The following is a 4640-nucleotide window of genomic DNA, read 5'->3' as shown; positions in this document are numbered from 1 at the left end:
GTTTTCCTGGCCGTGACCGACATGGCGGCGAAGAACGCCGCGAGCTATGTGTAGGACAACACTTGAGCCCGGCTGTCCCCCGCCGGGTTCGCCGGCAGGCGAACGGCTGGGGACATCAGCAGGCTTCGGGGTTGATGGGGTTGAGCTGACGGCAGGTCAGCTGGCCTGCCACCTCGGCCGGAGCATTCTGGACCCAGCCGTTGTAGACGATCGGGTAGGCGAAGACGCCCTGGCCGCCCATGCCGTTGTAGGCGACCACGGGGTCGTCGTTGGCGGTGCCGGGCGCCTGGTCGAGAACGAACTTGCCCACGATCGCGGCATCGGCCGGATTGCCGTCGCCGTTGGGATCGGCGTCGACGACGGCCACGCTGTTGGCGAACTTGCTGGAGACGTAGGCGTAGTAGCCGCCGCCCTGCTTGGCGCCGAAGTTGATGCCGTGGCAGCCCGAGTCGCACGGCAGGTACTTGACGACCTTGTCCGTGTCCGGGTCGATGACCGCGATGTTGCTGGTGAGGGTGTTCGCGACCAGCACGGCCTGGCCGTCGGGGCTGGTCGGCAGTTGGATCGGCAGTCCGCCGAACGCTCCCGAGCTGGCCCCGCTGACCGGGTCGTAGGTGCCCCACAGGTCAATGGTCTTGTTGTTGACCAGTGTGCCCGCGTCGCTGCGGCAGGCGTTCGCGTCCAGCGAGACGCACGAGACGCTCTGGCCGAGGAAGTTGGCCACGTACGCCTTCGAGTTGTCGGGCATCATGCTGGTGGCGATGGGCAGCTGCCCGGTGGTCCCCTTGGTCAGGTCCCCGCTGGTCTGGGTGAGGTCCTGGAAGACCGCCGCGTCGTTGTTGTTGACGTTGGGCGTGATCATCTTGCGGCCGTCCGCACTCATCCAGTGCGCGTGCGGATGCGCCGGCTTCTCCCCGGCGTACTGCGTCATCAGCCGCCGGTCGATGCCGGTGCCGCCCGGTGCCACCTCCACCACCTGGTTGCCGCCGTTGATGGCGATGTGCAGCTGGTCGGTGTCGACCCTGGTCATCACATGCGACGGGTCCGGACCGACCTGCAGGGTCCGCACGAGCGCGCCGGTGCGCCGGTCGAACACGGTGAGCCGGTCGGAGAACCACTCGGTCTGGTAGATGAAGTTGCCGTTGCGGTCCGTCCACATGTTGTGCGGATTGTTCATGTTGATCTGCGGCAGGGCCACGGTCCGCGCGATCGTCCAGTTCTGGACGTCGATCTTCGTCGCGACGCCGGGCTTGGTCTTGCCCGCGGTCATCGCCATCTGCGCGTCGATCCACACCTCGCCGACACCCGGCACGGCCGGGCGTTGCGTCAGCGCGGGCAGGTCGACACCCTCGGTGAACAGCGACTGGTAGTAGGCATCCAGGCTCGGGATGAGCACCGGAGTCTCCGCCGCGTCGTACATCAGGATCGGCGCGGGCGGGTACACGGGGTCCCAGCGGTTGGAGACCGTGTTGCTGAAGGTCTGCCAGTTCCCGGGTGAGGTGATCCGGAAGAACTTCTGCACCAGCTGCTGGATGATGTTGGCGTTGCTCGGCACCACCAGGTTGCCGCCCCGGGCGTTGACGACGAGCTTCTTGCCGAAGTCGAGCCCGGGAGTCAGCGGGTCGTCGACGACCACCGCACCCAGCATGTACGGGTGCACCTTGCACGCCCAGGCGTAGAGGCCGGGTTCGGTGAGCTGCTTGCTCACGTCACCGGCGAACGCGCTCGTCTGGTCGATCGGCTGCGACCCGTACGGGTAGATCAGGCTTGTCACGGTGTGCGTCGACGCGGCCTCCGGTGCGCCGACGTGGAACTGGGCGATCGGCGACAGGCTCAGGTTGGGCGACGACAATGCCTGCAGCGCTGCCAGCTGGTTCATCAGGTCCACGCCGACCGGCAGGGTGCCCAGGTTGATCGGGACTCCCGCCGGGGCGTTCTGCAGTTGGGTGACCAGGGCGTTGATGTCCTGCTTGGCCTTCTGGACGTTCGGGTTGAGGAAGCCGAGCAGGCCGCCGGACAGGTTCACCGCGTCGGTGAGCTGGTCCAGATTGATCAGCGGGTTGGTGCCGCCGGGCAGGGTGCCCAGCAGGGTGCCCAGCGGCAGGTTCTGCAGCAGGGCCGCCGCGCCGGTGTTGTTGAGCAGGCCGTTCACGTCCAGTGGCAGCGAGCTCAGGCCGGTCCGGGGCAGCACCGCGACACCGAGTGACTTGGTGCCGAACAGGGTGAGGCCGGTGTCGTACCACGCCCCGTTGTTGTCGGTGAGCTTGAACTGGACCGGCAGCGGACCGGCGCCGGCACCCGACGCCGCCGAGGGCAGCGGGCTGAAGCCGAGGAAGGCCAGCGCCACGGCGAGGGTCGTACCGACGGCGAGCCGGCGTCGGCGCACGCGCCGGATCCGACGGTGGTCGGGTGGGGGATCTTCGACGTACATGTTCTCTCCAGGAGGAGGAAGGAGCCCTGAGACGATGCCAGGGCGGACCCCGCGCATCGGGATCCATAAATACGAAATCGATACCGTGTTAACGTGGATGCGCTCCCATGAAAACCCGCCGTTACGGCATGCGCCCAACCCGGCAAGCATCACTGTGCCGCCCCGGAAACGATGCTTCGCGGCGCTCACAAAGCGCCTTGGCGGTCTGCCAGAAAGCGGCTCGACGCGGTCACCACCTGCGGCGCCGCCCTCAACAAAACATATTTTCACGTATGTGCCGGCGCAGTCCACCGCACGGATTCTGCAAGTTGCATTCTTGCCCGAACGGTTGGCCGCACTGCTATTTCCAGACACCGGATGCCGCGCTCACCCGGGTACACGTCCGCCGGACCGAGTGCGCGGTCGCGAGTTGCGCCTTCCTTCTCCGCTGAGCGTCCCGATGACCGGTCAGCCGATCAAGGCGGGCCGGTCATCGGTCGGCGGGGCGTTCCAGCGGCGCGCCGCGTCAGCGGAAGGCGTCGATGTTGCGCGCGGCCCAGGCGGCGAAGGGGCGCGGCGGTCGGCCCAGGACCTCCGCCACGTCCGGGCTGATCTGCTGCTCCCGGTCGGTCGGCGCGCCGAGGATCGCCAGCGTGCCCTCGACCACCGGCGGTGGCATGAACCGCAGCATCTGTTCGCGGGCCTCCTCGGGCGTCTGCTCGACGAAGCCGATCGGCTCGCCGAGCGCGGCGGCGAGATCGGCGACCCGTTCGCGTGGCGTGCTCAGCACCGGGCCGGTGAGCTCGTACGTGCGGCCGTCGTGCGCGCCGTCGCGGAGGGCGACGGCGGCCACCTCGGCGATGTCGTCCGGGTCGACCACAGGCAGGCCGACGTCGCCGAACGGTGCGGCCACCGTCCGTCCGGCTCGGACCGGTTCGGCCCACGCGAAGGCGTTGGAGGCGAAGCCGCCGGGGCGCAGGATCGTCCAGCCCAGGCCGGACCGGCGCACGAGGTCCTCGATGGTGTGCAGCGGCGCGTGCGACGCCGCCCCCGGCCGCGTGGCGACCGCCTGCGAGGACTGCAGCACGATGCGCTTCACGCCGGCGGCTGTGACGACCCGCAGGATTTCGGCCATGTCGAGGTTCGCCCCGGCGCCCTCCACGAGCAGGAACAGCGCTTCGGCCCCGGCGAGCGCAGGGCGCAGGCTCTCCGGCCGCTCGAGGTCCGCGCGGTGGTGACGAACCCCGTCCGGTACGGCGACCGGGCGTCGTCCACGGGACACCGCCGTCACCGCGGCACCCGAGTTCGCGAGGATCGACGACAGCGTTCGGCCGACGTTCCCGGTGGCACCTGTCACGACAAACATGTCTGTGTCTCCAGTTCGACCGCGTCGTTCGCGCGGCTGGAGAAGACGTTAGTAGCGTGGATATAGTAGGTACCTAGAGGATAGTATTGGATAGGTGAGGGAGGCCACATGGTGCGGTCGACGGACCCCGAGCTGGCGTGTCCGGTCGCGCCGGTCGTCGATATCGTGTTCAGTCGTTGGACCACGCCCATCCTGTGGGTTCTCCATGAGCACGGTCGGCAGCGTTTCGTGGAGCTGGAGCGGCGGCTGACCAGCATCACGCCAAAGGTGCTCACGCAGCGACTGCGCCAGCTCGAACGCGACGGGCTCGTCGCACGCACCTACCACGCCGAGGTGCCGCCCCGAGTCGAGTACGAGATCACCGAGCTGGGTGCCAGCCTCGGCCCGCTCTTCGCGCACCTGGCCACCTGGGCCGACGCCCGCCTCGGAGAGGTGGAGCGGGCACGGCGTGCTTACGACGGGCAATGAGCCTGCGCCGGCCTGACCATGCCGGCTGCGGGCCAGACTTCCACCGCCGCAGCGTGTACGGCTGCTTCGAAGTGAAAAACGTCCAAGTTGTATGGGTTGGCGATCCTGAGGCCGAAGCAGTGACCTCTGCCGTGTGCAGAAACGCAGTGAGCCGTTCCCCGGCCGACTACACCTCTCGAGCGATCAGCTCGGTCTCCAGCACCGGTCTCAGGCTGGGATGCGGCACGATGCTCACGCCGTGGCGACAACCGCCACGGGCGCCGCCTCTCCTCCAGGGCGGCGGCGGCGCATCCTCAGGTAGGTGTCAACGGTCTTGTAGCGGTCCCCGCTGGCGGACATGAAGGCCCACGCGCTGGCGGACGTGAGTTCTCCCCGGTTGGACACCGGTTCTCCCCA

Annotated in this window: 3 protein-coding genes; 1 reads left to right on the top strand and 2 read right to left on the bottom strand. The window is 68.3% G+C overall.

Annotated elements, in window-relative coordinates; all coding sequences use genetic code 11:
* Positions 1-115: 115 nt before the first annotated feature.
* Together AB0J67_RS39275 and AB0J67_RS39270 are read right to left on the bottom strand one after the other, a co-directional pair.
* Complete coding sequence (locus AB0J67_RS39275) at positions 116-2386, bottom strand: copper oxidase (protein ID WP_363490600.1); 2271 nt, start codon at positions 2384-2386, stop codon at positions 116-118.
* 550 nt (positions 2387-2936) lie between these two features.
* The gene (locus AB0J67_RS39270; protein WP_363490598.1) at positions 2937-3776 is read right to left on the bottom strand and encodes an NAD(P)H-binding protein; all 840 of its coding nucleotides are present in this window, start codon (positions 3774-3776) and stop codon (positions 2937-2939) included.
* A gap of 108 nt (positions 3777-3884) precedes the next feature.
* Between AB0J67_RS39270 and AB0J67_RS39265 the strand changes: the two genes are divergently transcribed.
* Positions 3885-4244 carry a helix-turn-helix domain-containing protein gene (locus AB0J67_RS39265; RefSeq protein WP_363490596.1) on the top strand — a complete coding sequence of 120 codons (360 nt, stop codon included), beginning with the start codon at positions 3885-3887 and terminating at the stop codon, positions 4242-4244.
* Positions 4245-4640 lie beyond the last annotated feature (396 nt).

Origin of the sequence: Catellatospora sp. NPDC049609 (assembly GCF_040675365.1) — a bacterium.
Taxonomy (GTDB): Bacteria; Actinomycetota; Actinomycetes; order Mycobacteriales; family Micromonosporaceae; genus Catellatospora.
Note: the sequence above shows the minus strand (reverse complement) of the source record. Positions and strands in the feature narration are given on the sequence as shown.

Coding starts and splice junctions, on each gene's coding strand:
- AB0J67_RS39270 (WP_363490598.1), bottom strand. CDS start 3,776: ATGTTTGTCGTGACAGGTGCCACCGGGAACGTCGGCCGAACGCTGTCG.
- AB0J67_RS39265 (WP_363490596.1), top strand. CDS start 3,885: ATGGTGCGGTCGACGGACCCCGAGCTGGCGTGTCCGGTCGCGCCGGTC.